Source organism: Amycolatopsis sp. WAC 01416 (assembly GCF_003947485.1).
Classification (GTDB): domain Bacteria; phylum Actinomycetota; class Actinomycetes; order Mycobacteriales; family Pseudonocardiaceae; genus Amycolatopsis.
Window position 1 is genome coordinate 542,490 of the sequence record NZ_QHHX01000001.1, and the last position, 20,840, is coordinate 563,329.

15 protein-coding genes are annotated in these 20,840 nt (G+C 68.1%); 6 read left to right on the top strand and 9 right to left on the bottom strand.

The genetic code is table 11. The annotated features are described in order from the left end of the window. Positions 1-93: 93 nt before the first annotated feature. The 4 genes from DL990_RS02710 to DL990_RS02725 form a co-directional block, all read right to left on the bottom strand. A complete protein-coding gene (locus DL990_RS02710; RefSeq protein ID WP_125797788.1) occupies positions 94-2,196 on the bottom strand; it encodes a PhoX family phosphatase in 2,103 nt (700 codons plus the stop codon). Between the two features lie 178 nt (positions 2,197-2,374). Beyond that, complete coding sequence (locus DL990_RS02715) at positions 2,375-4,417, bottom strand: PhoX family phosphatase (protein WP_125797789.1); 2,043 nt, start codon at positions 4,415-4,417, stop codon at positions 2,375-2,377. 98 nt (positions 4,418-4,515) lie between these two features. Beyond that, positions 4,516-5,733, bottom strand: coding sequence for an MFS transporter (locus DL990_RS02720; RefSeq protein ID WP_125797790.1), 1,218 nt, complete (start codon positions 5,731-5,733; stop codon positions 4,516-4,518). Further along, positions 5,723-6,181, bottom strand: a complete 459-nt coding sequence (locus DL990_RS02725) for a MarR family winged helix-turn-helix transcriptional regulator (protein ID WP_125780007.1) — start codon at positions 6,179-6,181, stop codon at positions 5,723-5,725. The genes DL990_RS02720 and DL990_RS02725 overlap by 11 nt, the downstream gene beginning before the upstream one ends. A gap of 77 nt (positions 6,182-6,258) precedes the next feature. On the opposite strand from DL990_RS02725, the gene DL990_RS02730 reads away from it, so the two are divergent. Beyond that, positions 6,259-6,900 carry an HAD family phosphatase gene (locus tag DL990_RS02730; RefSeq protein WP_125780009.1) on the top strand — a complete coding sequence of 214 codons (642 nt, stop codon included), beginning with the start codon at positions 6,259-6,261 and terminating at the stop codon, positions 6,898-6,900. A 105-nt stretch (positions 6,901-7,005) separates the two neighbouring features. Here DL990_RS02730 and DL990_RS02735 read toward each other — a convergent pair whose 3' ends face one another. Both DL990_RS02735 and DL990_RS02740 read right to left on the bottom strand, forming a co-directional pair. Continuing rightward, positions 7,006-8,088 (bottom strand): inositol-3-phosphate synthase, encoded by a 1,083-nt coding sequence (locus DL990_RS02735; protein ID WP_125780011.1) that lies wholly within the window; start codon positions 8,086-8,088, stop codon positions 7,006-7,008. A gap of 63 nt (positions 8,089-8,151) precedes the next feature. Further along, positions 8,152-8,697, bottom strand: a complete 546-nt coding sequence (locus tag DL990_RS02740; protein WP_005168208.1) for a PadR family transcriptional regulator — start codon at positions 8,695-8,697, stop codon at positions 8,152-8,154. Between the two features lie 248 nt (positions 8,698-8,945). On the opposite strand from DL990_RS02740, the gene DL990_RS02745 reads away from it, so the two are divergent. From DL990_RS02745 to DL990_RS02755, 3 genes are all read left to right on the top strand, one after another. Next, complete coding sequence (locus DL990_RS02745) at positions 8,946-9,359, top strand: DUF5318 domain-containing protein (RefSeq protein WP_125780012.1); 414 nt, start codon at positions 8,946-8,948, stop codon at positions 9,357-9,359. A 508-nt stretch (positions 9,360-9,867) separates the two neighbouring features. Continuing rightward, entirely contained in the window at positions 9,868-12,252 is a 2,385-nt protein-coding gene (locus DL990_RS02750) for a transglycosylase domain-containing protein (protein ID WP_125797950.1), read from the top strand. A gap of 161 nt (positions 12,253-12,413) precedes the next feature. Continuing rightward, positions 12,414-14,957 (top strand): transglycosylase domain-containing protein, encoded by a 2,544-nt coding sequence (locus DL990_RS02755; RefSeq protein WP_125797791.1) that lies wholly within the window; start codon positions 12,414-12,416, stop codon positions 14,955-14,957. Positions 14,958-15,317: 360 nt separating this feature from the next. Here DL990_RS02755 and DL990_RS02760 read toward each other — a convergent pair whose 3' ends face one another. Further along, a complete protein-coding gene (locus DL990_RS02760) occupies positions 15,318-16,367 on the bottom strand; it encodes a Gfo/Idh/MocA family oxidoreductase (RefSeq protein WP_125797792.1) in 1,050 nt (349 codons plus the stop codon). Between the two features lie 55 nt (positions 16,368-16,422). Between DL990_RS02760 and DL990_RS02765 the strand changes: the two genes are divergently transcribed. Continuing rightward, complete coding sequence (locus DL990_RS02765) at positions 16,423-17,502, top strand: ROK family transcriptional regulator (RefSeq protein ID WP_125797793.1); 1,080 nt, start codon at positions 16,423-16,425, stop codon at positions 17,500-17,502. 129 nt (positions 17,503-17,631) lie between these two features. Beyond that, positions 17,632-19,209 carry a glycosyltransferase family 87 protein gene (locus DL990_RS02770; RefSeq protein ID WP_233620366.1) on the top strand — a complete coding sequence of 526 codons (1,578 nt, stop codon included), beginning with the start codon at positions 17,632-17,634 and terminating at the stop codon, positions 19,207-19,209. A gap of 133 nt (positions 19,210-19,342) precedes the next feature. Here DL990_RS02770 and DL990_RS02780 read toward each other — a convergent pair whose 3' ends face one another. Together DL990_RS02780 and DL990_RS02785 are read right to left on the bottom strand one after the other, a co-directional pair. Continuing rightward, positions 19,343-19,852: a hypothetical protein gene (locus DL990_RS02780; RefSeq protein WP_125780022.1), complete on the bottom strand. Its 510-nt coding sequence runs from the start codon at positions 19,850-19,852 to the stop codon at positions 19,343-19,345. A 182-nt stretch (positions 19,853-20,034) separates the two neighbouring features. Further along, positions 20,035-20,814 (bottom strand): deoxyribonuclease IV, encoded by a 780-nt coding sequence (locus DL990_RS02785; RefSeq protein ID WP_125780024.1) that lies wholly within the window; start codon positions 20,812-20,814, stop codon positions 20,035-20,037. Positions 20,815-20,840 lie beyond the last annotated feature (26 nt).

The following is a 20,840-nucleotide window of genomic DNA, read 5'->3' on the forward strand; positions in this document are numbered from 1 at the left end:
GCGCGACACCGTTCCGTCATCACCGAACGGTGTCGTCCGGCGCCCCGATCAGGCAGAAGAGTCTCGCCGAGAGTGATCGGGGCGCCGGAGGCACTACTTGACGCCGATGCGGCCGACCTGGCCCCAGCGGCCCTTCTTCCACACCGACACGATCGACGGCCGCGGCTGCGTCGTGCCGCCGTCCGGCCAGTGCGACGTCGGGTTCGCGGAGCTGGCCGCGTCCTCACCGGGGTGCTGCACGGCGACGAGCACCAGGTGGTCGGTCACCACCGGGCCACAGCATTCCGCGCCGACCGGGACCGACAGGAACTGCTTGACGTGCCCGCGTTCCGGACCGTCGACCGGCACCGAGAACAGGCCGTCGTGGGCGCCGAGCGCGTTGCCGTCGGTGGAGATCCACAGGTTCCCGTGCCGGTCGAACGCGACGTTGTCCGGGCAGGAGATCGGGCTGACCTGCTCCTTCGGGAAGCCGCCGAAGTAGGTGTCCGCCGTCTTCGGGTCACCGCAGACGAGCAGCAACCGCCAGGAGAACTTCGTGGCCGCGGCGTCGCCGCCGTTCTCCTCCCATTCGAGGACGTGCCCGTTGCGGTTGTTCGGCCGCGGGTTCGCCTCGTCGACGTTGGCCTTGCCGGCGGGGCCACGCTGGCTGTTGTTGGTCAGCGCCGCGTAGATCCGGCCGTTGACCGGGTTCGCCTCGATGTCCTCCGGCCGGTCCATCTTGGTCGGCTGGACCTTGTCCGCGGCCTCGCGGGTGAACACGTAGACCTCTTCGGCGGTGAAACCGTCCACAAAGGACTTGTTGCCCGCGGCCAGCGGGATCCACTCGCCGACGCCGTCGAATTCGCCGTCACCGGGCAGCTTTCCGGTGCCGTCGATCTCGGCGGCCGGGCTGTCGCCGGTGAACCGGCCGACGTAGAGCGTGCCGTCGTCGAGCAGCGCGGAGTTGTGGCGACGCGCGTGCGCGCTCTTACCCGGCTTGTACTTGCCCTTGGAGACGAACTTGTAGATGTACTCGAAGCGCTCGTCGTCACCGGAGTAGACGGCGACACGGCCGTCCTTGGTGATCTTGATGTTCGCGGCCTCGTGCTTGAACCGGCCGAGCGCGGTGTGCTTGATCGGCGTCGAGTTCGGGTCGTTCGGGTCGATTTCGACGACCCAGCCGAACCGGTTGGCCTCGTTGGGCTCCTGCGCGAGGTCCCAGCGCTTGTCGAACCGCTCCCACCTGCGGGTGCTTTCGGTGCCGGAGAAGCCGTATCGCTTCAGGCGTGCCGCCGCGACCGGGTCGGTGACCTTGGCCGCGTTGGCGAAGTACTGGTTGACGTTCTCCTCACCGGAAAGCACGGTGCCCCAAGGGGTCACGCCGCCGGCGCAGTTGTTCTGCGTGCCGAAGACCTTGCGGCCGGTCGGGTCCGCGGAGGTCTTGAGGTACTTCGAACCGGCGGCCGGGCCACGCACCTCGAAGGCGGTGTTCAGCGTGATGCGGCGGTTGAACGGGCTCGGCGTCACGCGCAGCGCGCCACCGATCGGGTCGCGGAAGGCCTGGACGACCGAAAGGCCGTGCGCGGCCCACGCGATCTTGACCTGCTCCTCGGTCGGGTTCTTCGGGTCGTACTGGTCGGCCGGGAACATGTGGACCTCGGTGGTGTACTCGTGGTTCACCACCATGAGGTTGCGGATGCCCAGCGGATCCTGCGGGATCAGGCCGACGAAGTCGCAGTTGTAGCCGAACTGCTTCGCCTGCGCGGCCGCGGTCTGCTTGTGGAAATCGAACTTCGGCGCGCCCCACTCGACGGCGTCGCCCCAGCGGATGACGACGCGCTGCTCGTAACCCTCGGGGATGGTGATCGCGTCGAGCGTGTTCGGCGGCACCGCTTCGAAGTCGGTGCCGGGCACCGGACGCCCGGGGCGGCCCGGCTTGCCGTGTCCCGCGGCGGAAACGCCGTCCGGGGTTTCGGCGGCGGCCGTGCCGGACAGCGCGGCGAAGCCACCGGCGGCCGCGGCCATCACGGCACCGGCCTTCAGCGCGCCACGACGGGACAGCATGTTCTTGACGACGTCGCCGAAGTATTCGTTGTCCGACGTGTTGGGCTCGGGGTGGGCGCACGCGTTGCCGCAGCGGTACTCGCAGGTGACCGCGGAGCGGCCACCGGGGTGGGAGGTGATCAACGGCAGCAGCCGCTGAGGCTCGAAGGACACAGGGCCTCCATGGTCGCGGTGGGTACACGTAGTCCAGTCGGGGGAACGTCGTGACGGTAAGCGACCAAAGAGATCCGGCACTGGCCAGAAGATGAACAGCGCGCGAACGAGCGATGGCGCGCTGCCGGAGTGGCAGCGCGCCATCGACCAAAAGCACTGCTAGATCGTTGCTTTTCGACTAGGAACCGATGTCGGACAGGCCATGCCTGCCGGGTTTCCAGACCGCCACCACCGAGGGACGCGGCTGGGTTTCCCCGCCGTCCGGCCAATGGGAGGCCGGTTTGTCGGCGTTCGCGCCGTCGACTTCACCCGGATGCTGGACACAGACCGTGACGATCTTCCGCTCGACGATCGGCCCGCAGGTCTCCGCGCCGCGGGGCACGGTGAGGAACAGCTTCAGCTCCCCGCGGTTGCGGCCTTCCAGCGGCACCGAGTAGAGGCCGTCGTTGATGCCGAGCGCGCCCGCCGAGTCGGTGGAGATCCACAGGTTGCCGTGGTCGTCGAAGGCCACGTTGTCCGGGCTGGAGATCGGCGAGACCTGGTCCTTGGGGAAACCGGCGAAGTAGGTGTCCGGCGACGCGGGATCGCCGCACACCAGGAACAGCCGCCAGCTGAACGTCAGCGCGAGCGCGTCGCCGCGCCGTTCCTCGAACTCCAGCACCTGACCGTGCTTGTTGTTCAGCCGCGGGTTGGGCTCGGTGGCACCTTCCTTGCCGGGGTTGCCTCGTTCGACGTTGTTGCTGAGCGCGCAGTAGATGCGGCCGGTGCGCGGATGCGCCTGGATGTCCTCCGGGCGGTCCATCTTGGTGGCGCCCACCTTGTCGGCCGCCTCGCGGGTGAAGACGTACACCTCTTCGGCGGTCATTCCGTCCACAAAGGACTTATTGCCGGAAGCCAGCGGGATCCACTCGCCGCTGCCGTCGAATTCGCCGTCACTGGGCAGTTTCCCGGTTCCGTCGATCTCGGCGACCGGGCTGTCGCCGGTGAACCGGCCGACGTAGAGCGTGCCGTCGTCGAGCAGCGTCATGTTGTGCCGCCGGGCGTGCGCGCTGTCGCCCGGCTTCATGCGGCCCTTCGAGATGAACTTGTAGATGTACTCGAAGCGCTCGTCGTCACCGGAGTAGGCGACCACCCGGCCGTCCTTGGCGACGCGGATGTTCGCCGTCTCGTGTTTGAACCGGCCCAGATGCGTGTGCTTGACCGGGGTGCTGTCCGGATCGTTCGGGTCCAGTTCGATCACCCAGCCGAAGCGGTGGGCCTCGTTCGGCTCCCTGGCGATGTCCCAGCGCGCGTCGAACCGCTCCCACTTGCGGGTGGTCGCGGTGCCCTTGATGCCGTAGCGCGCGTATCGCTTGCGCTTCACGGGGTCGGCCACCGTGTCCGCGTTGCCGAAGTACTGGTTGATGTTCTCCTCGCCCGACAGGATCGTGCCCCAGGGCGTGACGCCGCCCGCGCAGTTGTTCATCGTGCCGAGCACGACAGTTCCGGTGGGGTCGGCGGCGGTCTTGAGCAGGTCGCTGCCCGCCGCCGGACCCGTCACCTTGAACGGCGTGTGCAGCGTGATCCGCCGGTTGTAGCGGGACATCCTTGGCCGCAGATGCCCGGTGTCGCGTCCGCGCGACACCTGGACGACGGTCAGCCCGTGGGCGGCCCAGGCGATCTTGACCTGTTCCTCGGTCGGGTTGTCCCGGTCGTAACCGCGGAACATGAACTCTTCCGACGTGTACTCGTGGTTCGTGACCAGCAGCGAGGAGAGCCCCCAGTGGTCGAGCGGCAGCAGCGCGGCGAAGTCGCAGTTGTAGCCGAACTGCTTCGCCTGCGCTTCGGCGGTCTGGTGGTCGAAGTCGAACTCGGGCGCGCCGGGCAGCACCGCGTCACCCCAGCGGATCACGATGCCCTGCTCGTAGCCCTCTGGCACGACAACGGCGTCGAGCGTGTTCGGGCTGACCCGCTTGTAGTCGGTGCCGGGTGGTGGTTTCGGACGCCCCTCGGGAGCGGCCGACGCGGGCGCGGCGAGCGCGAGCGGCGTACCGGCGGCCAGTGCGACGACGGCGGTCGCCTTCAACGCGCCGCGGCGGCTCACCGCGCCGAGCACGTCGGCGAAGGTGGGGTTGTCCGAAGTGTTCGGCGCGTCGTGGAAGCACGCGTCGCCACAGCGGTAGGTACAGGTCACTGACGCCCGGCTTGGTGAGTGGCCGGCCAGCAACGGAAGGAACTTCACTCGGACCTCCGGTCAGGCAGTTCGGGAGGTCGACGCTAAGGCACCGGACCGACGAGAGGAAACCCCTCGTTGGTCCGGCGTTCACCTTTTGTTCCGATTCACATCTCTTCGCCCACGAGGACCGCTTCGGCCGGGATCGTGTGCGGATCGGCGGTCTTCTCGCGGATCGTCAGCAGGGCACCGGCGAGCACGCACAGGATCGCGGCGATGACGAACGGCGCCTGCTTCGCGCCGAACCACTCGGCCAGGTGACCGACGACGGTCGCGGCGACCGCGCCACCGAGCCAGCGGCAGAAGTTGTAGCCCGCGCTCGCGACCGGACGCGGGGCGCCGCTGATCGACATGGCCGTGCCGGTGAAGAGCGTGTTGAGCAGACCGGACACCAGCCCCGACAGGATGATGCCGACCACCAGCACCGGCTTGCTCGGGATCGCCATGATCAGCAGCAGCACGGCGTAGCCGAAGACGGCGACCACGGTCGCGTGCCGCTCACCGAGCTTCGCGGCGAGCTTCGGCGCCAGCACCACCCCCGCGACGGCGACCGAAAGGCCCCAGCCGCAGAAGATCAGGCCGACGGCGACGGCACTCCACTCCAGCACGAACGGCGACCAGGCCAGCACCACGAAGAACGCGGCGGTGTAGAGCGCGGAACCGATCGAGGTACGCAGCAGGCCGCCGTGCTTCAGCGCGCGGAACGGGTCGAGCAGGCGGATCTTGGGCCGCTGCTCCTTCGCGTCGGCGGTCAGGAAGATCGAGCACAGCACGAGACCGCACAGCATCAGCAGCGAAGTACCGAAGAACGGGCCGCGCCACGAGATGCTGCCGAGCAGGGCGCCCAGCAGCGGACCGACCGCGAGGCCGACACCGAGCGCGGCTTCGTACAGCAGGATCGCGCCCGCCTGGCCGCCGGTCGCGGCGCCGACGATGACCGAAAGCGCGGTCGCGATGAAGAAGGCGTTGCCGAGTCCCCAGACCGCGCGCAGCCCGATGAGCTGCTCGATCGACCCGGACGCGGCGCACAGCGCGGTGGCGACGACGACCAGCGTCAGCCCGACGATCACGGTCCGCTTGGCCCCGAACCGGGCACTCATCGCGCCGGTCACCAGCATGGCGACCGCCTGGACGCCGAGGTAGCTGGAGAACAGCAGCGTCACTTCGGACGGCGTCGCCTTCAGGCCCTCCGCGATCGACAGCAGGATCGGGTCGACGAGCCCGATGCCCATGAACGCGATGACCGCGGCGAACGCGGTGATCCATACCTGTTTGGGCTGTCCCTTGACGGCGTCCAACAGGCTTGAGTGGTGCTCAGCGCTCATCGCGGATCAGTTCCTCCTTCTTGTCTTCGTGCAGCAACCTGGTGAGAGCGGGGAGCGCGGCTTCGATCGCGGTGCGGTCGGTCTCGTCCAGCTCGAAGAGCCGCTCGCGGAGGAATTCCTCCCTGGCGACGATCAACCGCCGATGGAAGCGCTGCCCCTGTTCGGTGACCTCGACGAGCACCGCCCGGCCGTCGGCGGGATCGCGACGACGGCTGACCAGGCCGAGCCGTTCGAGACGGCGGACGACGTCGGTCATCGTCGGCATCCGGACCCGTTCCAGATCGGCGAGCGTGCTCATCCGGCGCGGACCGCCGTTCAGCAGCTCCGACAGCACCGATCCCTGGGTGAGGGTGAGCTGAACTTGCGGCGTCTCCCGGCGGACGAGGTAGTACAGCCGGAACACCAGCGGGCGGAGCCGGTGGGCGAGGTCGGCGACTTTCGTGGTCACTTAGCCATGCTAACTAATATTACTGAGCATGGCTAAGTAATATGCCGCACAGGTTTCCACCGCCTAGGCTTGGAAGCGTGGAAGCGGTGATTTTCGATCTCGACGGTGTCCTGGTGGATTCGGAAACGATGTGGGACGAGGTCCGGCGATCCGTCGTCCACGAGTTCCACGGCACCTGGCGGGAGGAATCGACCAGGGCGATGCAGGGGATGAGCACCCCCGAATGGGCCGCCTACCTGGCGCACGACCTCGGCGTGCGACTCCGGCCGTCGGACGTCGCGCAGGTGGTGATCGAGCGGATGGCGCGGCGGTACGCGGAGAAACCGCCGATCATCCCGGGCGCGCCGGGTGTCGTCCGCGAAGTCGCGAAGCACTGGCCGGTGGCGATCGCGAGTTCGTCTCCGCCGCTGCTGATCAAGGCGTTCCTCGACATCACGCGGCTGCCGGTGCCGACGGCGGTGTCTTCGGAGCAGGTCGGCGCGGGGAAACCGGCGCCCGACGTGTACCTGAAGGCGGCAGAGTTGCTGGGCGCGGAGCCCAAGAACTGCGCGGCCGTGGAGGACACGACGAACGGGCTGCGCGCGGCGCTGGCCGCGGGGATGAAGGTGTACGCGGTGCCGAATCCGCACTTCCCGCCGGATCCGGCGGTACTGGCGGAGACGACGGTGGTCGGGAAGATCACAGACCTGCCTGCGGCGCTTCAGGACGCGAAGGACTGAAGTCGGGTCGGTCACGCGGGGTCGCCCTGCCTCCCGATGCTATGAAGGGGCCTTTCATTGCAAATTTTGCAATGAAAGGCCCCTTCATAGCGCGCTACTGGAGGGTCACGCCTCGCCGGCGATGAACTTCTCCACCTCGTCACGCGCGGTGGCGTCGTCGTACTGCTCCGGCGGCGACTTCATGAAGTACGAGGAAGCCGACAGGATCGGGCCGCCGATGCCGCGGTCCAGCGCGATCTTCGCGGCGCGCACGGCGTCGATGATGATGCCCGCCGAGTTCGGCGAGTCCCACACCTCGAGCTTGTACTCCAGGTTCAGCGGCACGTCACCGAAGGCGCGGCCCTCGAGCCGGACGTAGGCCCACTTGCGGTCGTCGAGCCACTGCACGTAGTCGGACGGCCCGATGTGGACGTTGCCCTTGCCGAGCTCGCGGTCGACCTGCGACGTGACCGACTGGGTCTTCGAGATCTTCTTCGACTCGAGCCGCTCCAGCTCCTTCATGTTCAGGAAGTCCATGTTCCCGCCCACGTTGAGCTGCATCGTCCGGTCGAGCTGGACGCCGCGGTCTTCGAACAGCTTCGCCAGCACACGGTGCGTGATGGTGGCGCCGACCTGCGACTTGATGTCGTCACCGACGATCGGGACGCCGGCCGCGCGGAACTTCTCCGCCCACTCGGGGTCGGAGGCGATGAACACCGGCAGCGCGTTGACGAACGCCACGCCGGCGTCGATGCACGCCTGCGCGTAGAACTTGTCGGCCTCTTCGGAGCCCACCGGCAAGTACGAGACGAGCACGTCGACCTCGGCCTCGCGCAGTGCCGCGACGATGTCGACCGGGGTCTCGTCGGACTCCTCGATGGTCTCGCGATAGAAGCGGCCGAGTCCGTCGTAGGTGTGACCGCGCTGCACGGTGACGCCCAGCGGCGGCACGTCGGCGATCTTGATGGTGTTGTTCTCGGAGGCGAAGATCGCCTCGGACAGGTCGCGGCTGACCTTCTTGGCGTCCACGTCGAACGCGGCGACGAACTCGATGTCGCGGACGTGGTACTCGCCGAACACGACGTGCATCAAACCGGGCACGCGAGTGCCGGCATCTGCGTCGCGGTAGTACTGAACGCCCTGGACCAGCGAGGCCGCACAGTTGCCGACGCCCACGATGGCCACCCGAACGCGGCGGTTCTCGCCCATGCCGGTTTCTCCTTCATTAGTTCAACAGTTGTAGGTGGTGCGCAGCGAGCACTCCGGAGCGCCTCAGGTCTCCGGTCCACGCTGCTCGGCCTGTTCGTGCGCGATGAGCTCGTTGAGCCAGCGCACCTCCCGCTCACTGGACTCCAGCCCGAGCCGGTGCAGTTCACGGGTGTAGCGGTCGATCTTCTCCTCGGCCCGCGCCATTGCCGTCCGAAGCCCTTCTCGGCGCTCCTCGACCCGACGACGACGGCCTTCCAGGATTCGCATCCTGACGTCGGCCGGTGTCCTCGAAAAGAACGCCAGGTGGACGCCGAAGCCTTCGTCGTCCCACGTCTGCGGCCCGGCGTCGCCGAGCAGTTCGGCGAACCGTTCCTTGCCCTCGGCGGTGAGCTTGTACACGCGCTTGCCCCGGCGTGCCCATGCCCGGTCTTCCACCTCTTCGAGTTCCTCGACGAGGTAACCGGCGCGAAGCAGCCGGCGCAAGGTCGGGTACAGCGAGCCGTACGAGAACGTCCGGAACATCCCGAGCGTCTCATGCAAACGTTTGCGCAGCACGTAACCGTGCATGGGGGTCTCGTGCAGCAGCCCCAAGATCGCGAGCTCGAGCACACCGCACCCCCTTCCGGGAACAAACCGCGACCGGTCGCGTTGGCCACCGAGACCGGCTCGGTCAACCTACCGGCCCACTATATCGCGCCGATACATCGAAGTGGTGTAGCTAACCCCGATCGAGCACCCGGAAATCCGGCCGAAATTCATCGGACAGTTATCGAATCTTCGGCGTGTCCGACCGCGCACGGACCGTCCCCTCGCGAACGGGGCGTGGACCACACAGCAATAGCCCGTACTCTGTTGGCGTGCGAAACCAGCGGCAGGTCGTGGACTACGCCTTACAGCGGCGCTCGCTGCTCAAGGGCGTCCACTCCGGACGCGTCGGCACGTACGACGTCTGCGACGCTGGCCCGTACCTCCTGCGGGCCGCGAAATTCCACGGACGACCAGGTGAGCAGGACTGCCCGGTCTGCCACCGGGAGGAACTGACCCTGGTGTCCTGGGTGTACGGCGACGAGCTCAAGCACGCCGCCGGATCGGCCAAGACGCCGGAAGAACTGGTGCGGATGGACGGGCTCTTCGCGGAGTTCACCGTCTACGAGGTCGAGGTCTGCGGGAGCTGTCACTGGAACCACCTGGTGCGCTCCTACGTCCTCGGAACAGGAGATCCGGGAACCACCCGGCCACGGACCCGTTCGCAGAGGACAGCGGGTCAGTGACAGGTATCGAAAACGCAGTTGAGCACAGAGCGGCGTCCCCCGAAGCGCCGGTCTGGGAGGCCCATTCGTGAACGACGACCGCAACCGCTCCTGGCCAGGCCAGGAGCCTGATGCACCTCGCCGTGCCCAGTGGCCGGGTGAAGCCGACGAACCCGGCTGGCCGAGCGAAGAACCCCCGCGCCGCCCCCAGCGCCGGACGCCTCCGAACGGCACTCCCCGCTCGACTCCGCCGCCACGCTCGGCGACTCCGCCGAATCCGCAGTGGCCTGGCGGTGACAGTGGCGGCCCAGAGTGGCCGTCCGACAACGACACAGGCGAACCGCGCCGTCCCGCGGCCCCGCGCCGCCCCAACGGCATGCCGCCGCGCAGGCAGGGGCCCCCGCCGCCGGTGCCCGCCCGTGGGCCCGCCGGTGACCAGCGTGTCCGTCAGGGCGCCGCCGGCCACCGCCCGCCGCCGCCTCCGCCCGGCAACCGCCGTCCCCCGGCTCCCGCCGACCAGGCGACCGCGCTGGTCCGGCCGGTCGAACCGGAGCCGTACGAGCGTGAGCCGGATCTCATCACGCATCACGCGCACAACGGCACCGAAGACCCGTACGGCTACGACCCGTACGACGATCGCTATGACGATCGTCACGAAAGCACCGCGCTCGGCGCCGAGGGCGAAGACCCGTACGACGAGCCCGCCGAAGACGAAGAGGACGGCAAGAAGAAGGTCCTCACGCCGAAGCAGCGCAAAAAGCGACGCTGGCGGATCATCCGCCGCGTCCTCTACGCGATGTTCGGCCTCTTCGTCGTGGTGCCCGCGATCGCGTTCGTCATCACCTATTTCTTCGTGGACGTCCCGTCGCAGGAAAGCGTCGCGAGCCTGCAGAGCCAGCCGATCACGCTGATGTACGCCGACGGCAGCCCGATGGGCAAGATCGCGCCCGCCAGTGGCGGCAGCCGGTACCTGCTGCAGCCCGGCGATATCCCGGACACCGTCAAGAAGGCCGTGTACGCGGCCGAGGACTCGTCGTTCGAGACCAACTCCGGCTTCGACGTCGGCGGCATCCTGCGCGCGGTCTACAACAACGTCACCGGCGGTCAGGGCGGCGGTTCGACGATCTCCCAGCAGTACATCAAGAAGGCCACGGCCAACGAGGCACCGACGCTCACGCGTAAATGGACCGAGCTGGCGAAGTCCTTCAAGATGAACAACCAGATGTCCAAAGAGGAGATCATCACCGCCTACCTCAACACCATCTACTTCGGCCGCGGCGCGAACGGCATCGAAGCGGCCGCGCAGGCCTACTTCAAGAAGCCGGCCAAGGAGCTCGGCGCGTCCGAGGCGGCTCTGCTCGCCGGGCTGATCCAGGGCCCGAGCAAGTCCGAGAACGACGCGTACGCGCAGCGACGCTGGAACTTCGTGATGGACCAGATGGTGGCGAACAAGTGGCTCGATCCGGGTGAGCGCGCCGCCGCGCAGTTCCCGAAGCCGATCCCGAAGGCGCAGGCGAAGGCCGACGACGCCGGAACGCTGAGCCTGCACATCCGCAACCGGGTGATCGACGAACTCGAAGCCCGCGGCTACGACCAGGACCGGTTACACCAGGGCGGCTTCAAGATCACCACGACGATCGACCCCAAGGCGCAGAAGATGGCCGAGGAGTCCGTCGCCGAGGGGATGAAGGGCCAGACGGACGAGAACATCCTGAACGCACTGGTCGCGATAGACCCCAAGACCGGCGGCGTGGTCGCGTACTGGGGCGGTCCGGACTGGACCGAGAACGCGCAGGGCCAGAAGGTCCAGGCCATCGACTGGGCGAACGTGCCGCACAACCCCGGTTCGGCGTTCAAGGCCTTCGACCTCGCCGCGTTCCTCAAGATGGGCAAGGGACTCGGCGAGACCTTCGACGGCTCCAACAACCGGAAGTTCGACGGTCGCACGATCCGGAACGCGGGCGAGAGTTCCAGCTGCGGCGCGCAGTGCACGGTCGCCGAGGCGATGAAGGTCTCCGCGAACACCGTGTTCTACGACATGGTCCGCAACGAGACGAAGATCGACCCGGTGGCGAAGGCCGCGAAGGAAGCCGGCGTGATGGTGGAGGCCGACGGCGGCAAGGCGAAGCTGAGCCCCGACATCAACATCGCGCTCGGCGGTGGTGGCACGGTCACCACCGCGGAGGACATGGCGGCCGGTTTCGCCACCTTCGCCGGTGACGGCGTCCGGCAGAAGCAGCACTTCGTCGCCAAGCTGACCAACTCGCAGGACGAGGTCGAGTTCGACGAGACGGCTCCCAAGGGAGCCCCCGCCTTCAGTGACGACGCCGGCAAGAGCAAGCAGATCGCGGGCAACGTCACCGACGCGCTCGAAGAGGTCATCCCGTACTCGAAGCTCAAGTGCCCGAAGGGCCACGAGTGCGCGGGCAAGACCGGGACGCACCAGTACGACCCTCAAGGCAAGGACCCCGCAAGCTACAACGACCGCAACGCGCAGACCTGGATGGTGGGCTACACGCCGAGCATCTCGACGTCGGTGTGGGTCGGCGGCGACGGCAACAGGCCGCTGCACGACAAGAGCGGCAAGCCGATCTACGGCCGGACCATCGCCGGTCCGATCTGGGAAGACTTCATGTCCCGGTACATGACCGGCAAGCCTTCGGAGAAGTTCGAGAGCGTCAAACCGATCGGCAAGGACGCGCGGTACGTGCCGTCCACGACGGCACAGAAGCCGCCGGAGACGTCGACACCGCCCTCGACGCCGACGACCACCCCGACACCGTCGACGCCCACCTCGCCGACGGAGACGACGGAGACCGGCGGCTGGCCGACGAAGCCGACCAAGCCCACCAAACCGACAAGGCCGGGGCCGGGGACGTCGGATCCGTTGTTCCCGAACGCCGAAGACCCGTGATGACCGGGCAAAACACATGAAGGAAGGTGTGCGGGGCGGTCGCCCGGCACACCTTTTTTCTTCGCGCCGGTGAACCTGAACCGATCCGATACGTCTTAACTAGAAGGAGACCTGCGACCGCAGGACCGCGCTCACCCACGGAAGGTTCGGAGGACGTCCCAGTGAACGACGATCCCCACGGCGGATGGCCAGGTCAGGACCCTGACCCCGCACGTCGTCCGCAGCGCCCGGCCGGACCACCCCGCCGCCCCGCCGGACCGCCTCCGGGATACGGGCAGCAGCAGGGCCCCGGCAGGCAGGGCCAAGGGCAGGCACCGTGGCAGCGGCAGGGCGGGCCTCAGCAGCAGCCGCCCCAACAGCCACCGCGGCGTTCGCAGCGGCCGCCGGTCGCACCGCAGCACGAGCCGGACCTCATCACGCATCACGAGCACAACGGCACCGTCGATCGTGGCGGTCGTGAATACGAAGAGCCGTACGAGGACGAGCAGTACGCCCCGGAGACCGACGAGAACGGGAAGCCGATCCTCACCCCGGCGCAGCGCAAGAAGCGCCGGTGGAGACGCATCCGGCGAGTGCTGCTCGCGCTGTTCGGCCTGTTCGTCGTCATCCCGGCGATCGCGTTCGTGATCACCTACTTCGCCGTCGACGTCCCGTCGCCGCAGGCCATCGCGGCCACACAGGGCCAGGCGGTGACGTATTACTACGCCGACAACACCGAAATGGGCAAGGACGTCCCCAAGGGCGGCAACCGGCAGATCCTGACGCCGGAGCAGATCCCGGACATCGTCAAGAAGGCCGTCATCGCCACCGAGGACGCCTCGTTCGAGACGAACTCGGGCTTCGACATCGGCGGCATCCTGCGCGCGGTCTACAACCAGGTGACCGCGGGCAAGGGCGGTGGTTCGACCATCTCCCAGCAGTACATCAAGGTCGCCAGTGGGGACGACGAATCGTCGCTCGCCCGTAAGTGGACCGAGCTCGCCAAATCCTTCAAGATGAACCAGACGTACGAGAAGAAGGACATCATCTCGGCGTACCTGAACATCATCTACTTCGGGCGTGGCGCGTACGGGATCGAGTCGGCCGCACAGGCGTTCTTCGGCAAGCCCGCCGGTGAGCTCAACGCCTCCGAGGCGGCGCTCCTCGCCGGCCTCATCCAGCAGCCGGGCCGCTCGGAGAACCCGAAGGTCGCGAACGAACGCTGGACCGTCGCGCTGAACCGCATGGTGCAGAACGGTTTCCTCTCCGCCGCGGATCGCGCGAACCTCCAGTTCCCGACGCCGATCCCGCAGGAGGACAAGCAGCAGGCAGGCGTGGTCAACCCGTTCATCCGCGACAAGGTCAAGGAAGAGCTCGCCGCGAACGGCATCACCGACGACGTCTACTACCGGGGCGGCTACAAGGTCTACACGACCATCGACCAGAAGGCGCAGGCCGCGGCGGAGCAGGCGGTCGCCGACGGGATGAAGGGCCAGACCGACGAGAACCTGCTCAACGCGCTCGTCGCGATCGACCCGAAGACCGGCGGGGTGAAGGCGTACTACGGCGGGCCGTCCATCGTGAAGGGGCCCGACGGCAAAGACCAGAAGGGCCGGGACTGGGCGAATACGCCGCAGAACCCCGGGTCGTCGATGAAGCCGTTCGACCTCACCGCGTACCTGCAGATGGGCAAGGGCGGCATCAACTCGACGTTCGACGGCTCCAACAACCGGCAGTTCGGGAAGCAGACGATCCGGAACGCCGGTCCCGGCAGCTCGTGTTCGGCGCAGTGCACGGTGTCCGAAGCGATGCAGCGCTCCGCGAACACGGTGTTCTACGACATGGTCGTGAACGTGACCAAGCCCGGCCCGGTGGCACAGGCCGCCAAGGACGCCGGGATCAAACCCGCCCCCGAGGGCGCCTCCGAACTGTTCGCCGACAACAACATCGCGCTCGGCGGTGGCAAGACGGCCGTCAGCCCGGAGGACATGGCCGCCGCGTACGCGACCTTCGCGGGCGATGGCCAGCGGCGGACCAGGCACTTCGTCGCCAAGGTGACCAACTCGCAGGACGAGGCCGCTTACTCGGCCCCGGAAGAGGCGAAGCCCGCGTTCTCCGACAACTCCGACAAGAGCAAGCAGATCGCCGGCAACGTCACCGAGTCGCTCAAGGGTGTCATCCCGTTCTCGAAGCTCAAGTGCCCCAACGGCCATGAGTGCGCGGGCAAGACGGGAACCCAGCAGCACACCTACCGGCCGGGCGAGCCCGCGTCGGCGAAGGACTCCAACTCGCAGACCTGGATGGTCGGCTACACGCCGTCGATCTCGGCCGCGGTCTGGGTCGGTGGCGACGGTGACAAGCCGCTGAAGGGCAAGAACGGCAAGGCGATCTTCGGTTCGACGATCGCCGGGCCGATCTGGCAGAAGTTCCTTTCCCTGTACCTGAACGGGAAACCGGGGGAGCGCTTCGACAAGGTCAAGATCATCGGCGGGGACGACAACAACACCGTCCCGTCGACGCAGACCCCGCCGGGCGAGGACGAGGGTTCGACCGAGACCGGCACGCCGTCGACCGGACCGTCGACCGGGCCATCGTCTTCACGGAACGAGGAGGAACCGCCGTCCAGCTCGCGGAACCCGCCTTCGTCCAGTGAGAACAACGAAGGCGAAGAAGGCGGCGGCAACAACGGTCCCGGCCGCGGGGGCGGCAGAGGCGACAACGAATAGCTGAAGGGGCCCTTCACCGCATGGCATGCCAGAGTCCCGGCAAAGTCGAGATCTTGCAGGTCAGGCGACTATTCCTGCACTGTCGGCAGGCCGGATTCCGGGCGCCGGCGGGGGTCGTGAGTGGCAATGAGGGTTAGAACAACAAAAATCACTCACGACCCCCTCGCAAAACCGCGCAAGTCACCCACATCGGGCACCTTTGTCTCGCAAAGTGTCCCTTGTGGACAGTCAAGAGCCGGGTGAGGCTCCTTGCGGGAGCCTGCTCCCGTCGGGTCCACTTGCCGGGACCCTGGCATGGCACGCGGTGAAGGGCCCCTTCGCTTCATCTGATGCGGGGAAAGTCCCCTTCAGCTCCCGGAGCTAGAGGGTGACCACGCGCCGTTCGGCACCCGAAAGGTGAGCGGCTTCGATGACCTGGAGCGCCTCGACGGAGGAGGCGGGATCGACCGGGAAATCGCCCTTGCCGAGCAGCGCGTCGCGCACCTGCGCGTAGAAGTCCTCGTAGCGGCCGACCTCGGTGGGCACGGTTTCGACGTCGTCGTTCACGCCGAGCACGCCGGCGTCCGACGACGGTTCGATGCCCCAGCCGGGGTCACCCGGCCGCAGTCCGTCCTTGATCTGGGGTTCCTGCACGTCGAGGCCGTACTTGGTGAAGGTCGCCTTGTCGCCGAGCACGCGGAACCGCGGGTTCCGGGTCCCCGCGAGCGCGGACGCCCACAGGTGCGAGCGCACGCCGTTCGCGTGCTGGAGGGCGACGAAGACGTCGTCGTCGACCGATACCCCGGCACGCCGCTTGTCGACCTCCGCGTAGACCTCGGTGACCGGGCCGAACAGCTGGAGCGCCTGGTCGACGATATGCGCGCCGAGGTCGTACAGGAGCCCGCCCGCCTCGGCGGGATCGCCGAACTCGCGCCAGTTTTCCCGCGGCTTCGGCACCCAGCGGTCGTAGCGCGACTCGAAGCGGAAGACGTCCCCGAGGCGGGCCGCGTCGAGGATCTTCCGGACGGTGAGGAAGTCCGAGTCGAACCGCCGGTTCTGGAACACCGTCAGGCCGACGCCCTTGGCCTTCGCCGCTTCGACGACCTTCGCCGCCTCGGCCGCTGTCGGCGCGAAGGGCTTGTCGACGACGACGGGCAGCCCTGCGCCGATCGCCCGAAGCGCGAGCGGGACGTGCGTGCGGTTCGGCGTGCTGACGACGACCAGGTCCAGCTCGCCGGCCTTCGCGAACAACGCGTCCGCGTCCGGCAGCACGTCGGCGCCCGGATAGTCGGCGCCTGCCTGCGCCACCCGGTCCGGGTTCGAGGTGACGATGGCGGCCGGGGTCAGCCCGGGCGTCGCGTTGACCAGCGGGGCGTGGAAGACGCGCCCGCCGGTGCCGTATCCGAAGATCCCCACTCGCAAGTCAGCCATACGCCCATTAAACAACAGTGTTGCGTAATCAGCCAGTCATGGCAGGATGCGCGCTATGCCGGAGACCGGGGTCAATCTGCGCGGCCTGCGCCAGCACAACCGGGCGCTGCTGCTCACGCACATCCTGCGCGCGGGCGGCCTCAGCCGCGTCGAACTCGCCGAACGCACCCGGCTCACGCAGCAGGCCGTCTCGAAGATCGTCCCCGAGCTGCTCGAAACCGGCCTGCTGGACGAAGAACGCCAGCCCGCGTCCGGCGTCGGCAAACCGCGCACACTCCTGCGCGTCCGCGCGGACGCCCGGCACGCGCTCGGCGCCCAGCTCGACCGGGACTCGTTCCGGGTGCTCATGACCGACCTGACCGGGAAGATCACCGCGTCGCGCGGCGGGCCGCTGTCACCCGGCTTCACTCCAGACCAGGCGGTTTCCGCCCTGGGCGAAGCGACCGAAGAGCTGCTGAAGAGTGTCGAGCGTGAACGCGTCCTCGGCCTCGGCGTCGGCTCCGTCGGCCCGCTCGACCACCGCGAAGGAGTGGTCCGGGACGCCACCAACATGCCGGGCTGGCACCACGTCCCCCTGCGCGACCTGCTCGCGAAACGCACCGGACTGCCCGTGCGGCTCGACAAGAACACCAACGCCGCCGCCTTCGCCCAGCAATGGACCGGCGGCGACCAGACCGCGACCGCCGTCGTCCTCGTCGGCACCGGGATCGGCGTCGGCCTGCTGATCGACGGCAGGCTGTACCGCGGGCCGCGGACCAACGCCGGCGAATTCGGGCACACCACGCTCGCCTTCGACGGACCGCGTTGCGCGTGCGGCCGGCGCGGCTGCGTCGAGGTGCTGCACAACGCGGCGGCGACCACCGAGGAGGCGGCGGGCCTGCTGGGGATCGGGCTCGCCGACCTCGTCCAGGTGCTCGACCTCGAACGTGTCGTGCTGACCGGCCGTTCGGTCCGCGCGGAACCCGAGGTGTACCGCGACACCGTCGCCGCGCGACTGCGGGAGCTCCTGCCTTTGCCGCACTGGCAACGGATCCAGGTCGACCTCGACGAGATGGGCGACGACGTCGTCGCGTTCGGCGCGGCCGCGGAGGTGCTGGCCGGGTTCTACGACAGCGGCGACGTCGCTTTCGCGTGATCGAGTGGACGACACGCGTGATTGGCCGGCCGACTCGCGTGTCCAGAGGGACGACTCGCGGCAGGGGCCCGAATGGCCGAGCGGCGACATCACCGGGTGGTCACCCGGATAGGCGCTAACATCCGCCACGTGTCCGACCAGACGACCCAGCCCGAGGCTCCGCTCTCCCTCACCCCCGGCGAGCGGGTCATCCCGAGCTGGAACGAACCGCTCGCGGCCGCGGCCACGAGGCCGATCGGCGGCCCGCTCGGCGAGCACGCCGCCGTGGGGCGGCACTGGTTCTGGTCACCGCAACGGGTCGGGCTGCTGCTCGCCTGCCTCGCGTTGCTGCTCTCATGGTTCGGCAAGGCGTCCTGCATTCAGCAGTACACCGACGACTCCGGGACCCATCAGCTCGACTGGCGGGCGGGCCGCCCGTTCGTCGCGATGTGTTACTCGGACATCGTCCCGCTCTACAGTTCCGAGCGGCTGAACGATCCGGACACCTTCCCGTACGTGACTTCGTGGACCGAAGACGCGGGGACGGCGAAGGAGACCACGCGGTACATGGAGTACCCGGTCGCGACCGGGCTGTTCCAGTGGATCAACGCGAAGCTCACCGAAGCGTGGCTTTCGGTCGCGGAAGCGGGCTGGCTGCCCGGCGCGCTGCCGGTGGCCGTCTATTTCAACATCTCGGCGCTCTGGCTCGCGCTGGCGTGGCTCGTCACGGTGTGGGCGACCGGCCGATCGCTGAAACGCCGTCCGTGGGACGCCGCGCTGGTCGCGATCTCGCCGCTGGCGCTGGTGCACGTCTTCACGAACTTCGACGCCATCGCGACCGCGTTCACCGCGACCGCGCTGCTCGCCTGGGCCCGGCGGCGGCCCGAGGTCGCGGGGTTCCTGCTCGGTCTCGGCGCGGCGGCGAAGCTGTATCCGTTGTTCCTGCTGATCCCGCTGTTCTTCCTGTGCCTGCGCGCGGGCAAGGTCAGACAGTGGGCGCTCACCGCCGGACTCGCCGCGGCGACGTTCGTGGTGGTCAACGTCCCGTTCGCGCTCGCGGCGCCGACCGGCTGGTGGGAGTTCTTCCGGCTCAACACGATGCGCCCGATGGATCCGGACTCGCTCTACAACGTGATCTCCCACCTTTCCGGCTGGGCCGGGTTCGACGGGAAACTCACCGCGGGCCAGACACCGGTCGTGCTCAACACCGTCGTCGCGGTGCTGTTCCTCGCCGCCTGCGCCGGCATCGGGTACGTCGCGCTGAAGGCGCCGCGCCGTCCGCGGCTCGGGCAGCTCGCGTTCCTCGTGGTGGCCGCGTTCCTGCTGACCAACAAGGTGTGGAGCCCGCAGTACTCGCTGTGGCTGGTGCCGCTGGCGGTGCTCGCGATCCCGCGCTGGCGGCTGCTGCTCGGCTGGATGATCCTCGACGCGTTCGTCTGGGCGCCGCGGATGATGTACTACCTCGGCGTCGACAACAAAGGACTGCCCGAGGACTGGTTCCTCGGCGCCGTCGTCGTCCGCGACCTCGCGGTGGTCGGCCTCTGCGCGCTGGTGATCCGGGAGATCTACCAGCCGCGCAGGGATCCGGTCCGCGCCGCCGGGGACGACGATCCGATCGGCGGTTTCCTCGACGGCGCCCCCGATCCGGCCGACCGGCGCTCGGCGAGCCTCTCGGCCTCCAGCAGGGCGGCGGAGCCGTCGAAAGCGGCGGGCCCGCCGAGCGGGTAGCCGAAAACGGTCAGTACCTGCCAACGGGTTTCCGGCGCGGGGACGACGTGCACGCCGTCCTCCGCCCGGTACCCGGTCCGCTTCTTCATACGGCCCAGGCTCGACCCTCCCGTGGTGTGAGGGTCAAGCGAATTCAGCGTACAAGGTAGCCGCCCGTGCTCGTTTCGAAGAACGGAATCGGTCCGGTGCAGGGCAGGACGTCGTGCTCGAACGAGCCGAACGCCCAGCTCCAGCCGATCCGGTCGTGGCCGCGCGGCACGTCCCGTACCGAGAAGCCGACGCGGCGGCCGACCACGTTCACCGGGAACCCGGGGATGTCGGCGCGTTCGATCACGCCGGTCAAGATGGCGAGGTCGCCTTCACGCGAGACGCAGTCGACCTTGCCGTCGAAATCGGCGACGAGCTTCCCGTCCTCGGTCAGATGGTTCACGTGGAACCGGCCCGACGATTTCCCCGGTTCCCCGAAGGCGGCGAAATCGAATCGGACCGGGTCGGCCCCGTAACCGGGGAACGTCAGCGGTCCGCCCGCCGACCCGATGACGGTCGCTCCCGGCCCCGACGCCGCGTTCGCCTGCGTCGCCCCCAGCGTTCCCGCCGCGACGGCGAGCACGGCGACCGCGGCGATCTTCGACTTGATGTTCATGGCTTCCCTCCAGAACCGGGTGCTTCCCGGTCGAGGTCGAGCCTTTCGCGATCGGCGAGCCCGGCCCTCCCTCCCGAGAGGGAACGACCTCCCGCCCAGGTAGCCCAGGTCCGAAAACGCAATTCGTCACCTACTTGCGCCCGTCGTCCGGGCAAGTAGGTGACGAATTGCGAAAGGGGGAGTCAGGCGGAGGCGACGCGCTCCCGGAGGTAGGCGATGTCCGCGGCCTGGCCGTCGGCCGGGGTCTCGACGATCACGGGCGCGCCGGCCTCCGCCGCGACGGCGGCCAGCACCTCGGGATCGATCGTGCCGTCGCCGCCGACGACGTTCGCGTGCCGGTCCCGCGTGGAGCCGAACTCGTCGCGCGAGTTGTTGAGGTGCACCAGGTCGATCCGGCCGGTGATGGCCTTGACCTTCTTGACCGCCTCGGTCAGGTCCCAGCCCGCCGCGTACGCGTGGCAGGTGTCGAAACAGAAGCCCGCGCCGAATTCGCCGACCTTGTCCCAGAGCCGGGCGATCGTGTCGAGGTCGCGGGTCATGGCGTTGTCGCCGCCCGCGGTGTTCTCGATCAGGATCGGCACGGCGAAGCCGCCCTTTTCCTGTTCACGCTCGAAAAGCTTGCGCCAGTTGACGAGGCCTTCTTCGACGTCGTCCGCGGAACCGACGTGGCCGCCGTGTACGACGAGCCCTTTCGCGCCGATTTCGGCGGCGCCGTTCGCGTGCTGCGTCACGTTCTTCCGCGACGGGATGCGGATGCGGTTGTTCATCGACGCCACATTGATCAGATACGGCGAGTGGATGAACACCTCGACCGGCGATTCTTTGATCGCTTCGCCGTGCGGGTGGGGTTTGGGAGCCTTCCAGCCCTGCGGGTCGGAAAGGAAGAACTGGAGTACTTCGGCTTCGCGCTCGGCGACCGCGGCCAGCGGATCGTCGTCGCGGACATGGGCACCGATTTTCATGCCAGCAAACTACCCTCGCCGGTTTT

Excerpts from the sequence above, each read along its gene's own strand:
- DL990_RS02765 (WP_125797793.1), top strand. The coding sequence starts at position 16,423 with ATGCCGGAGACCGGGGTCAATCTGCGCGGCCTGCGCCAGCACAACCGG.
- DL990_RS02780 (WP_125780022.1), bottom strand. The coding sequence starts at position 19,852 with ATGAACATCAAGTCGAAGATCGCCGCGGTCGCCGTGCTCGCCGTCGCG.
- DL990_RS02735 (WP_125780011.1), bottom strand. The coding sequence starts at position 8,088 with ATGGGCGAGAACCGCCGCGTTCGGGTGGCCATCGTGGGCGTCGGCAAC.
- DL990_RS02760 (WP_125797792.1), bottom strand. The coding sequence starts at position 16,367 with ATGGCTGACTTGCGAGTGGGGATCTTCGGATACGGCACCGGCGGGCGC.
- DL990_RS02720 (WP_125797790.1), bottom strand. The coding sequence starts at position 5,733 with ATGAGCGCTGAGCACCACTCAAGCCTGTTGGACGCCGTCAAGGGACAG.
- DL990_RS02785 (WP_125780024.1), bottom strand. The coding sequence starts at position 20,814 with ATGAAAATCGGTGCCCATGTCCGCGACGACGATCCGCTGGCCGCGGTC.